Consider the following 350-nt stretch of genomic DNA (forward strand, 5'->3'; position numbering starts at 1 on the left):
TTGGTAGCAAGGTCGCCATTGCCAAGCTGTCCCCCAAAACCAAGCGGCACACTGGAGAGCTCCCACCCCAGCGGATTATCAATTGCAATTGAAGTTTGAGCTGCTTCAAAGTCATCAACGTATGTGGTTGCACGACCTTCAAATTCACTTCCCTTTGGCGCCCCGGGAACCAAATATGCCATTTCTCCCCGTACAGAAAGATTGGAGACCACATCGGTATCAATATTCGGAAGCCTGTTCACCCAGCGGGTCAAAAAGGGCAATTCTGTAGAGTAATTCAGGTTGAACCCAAGAATAGTATTGTTAATTGGTTCATAGCTGTAATTGGATTTTTGAGTAAGCGGTCTTTC

The 350-nt window shown here is 46.6% G+C and carries 1 protein-coding gene; it reads right to left on the bottom strand.

Annotated elements, in window-relative coordinates; all coding sequences use genetic code 11:
- A partial coding sequence (locus tag HC175_RS21315) for a hypothetical protein (protein ID WP_168139941.1) occupies nucleotides 1–350 on the bottom strand: 350 nt, incomplete at both ends.

This window comes from Salinimicrobium oceani (assembly GCF_012037645.1).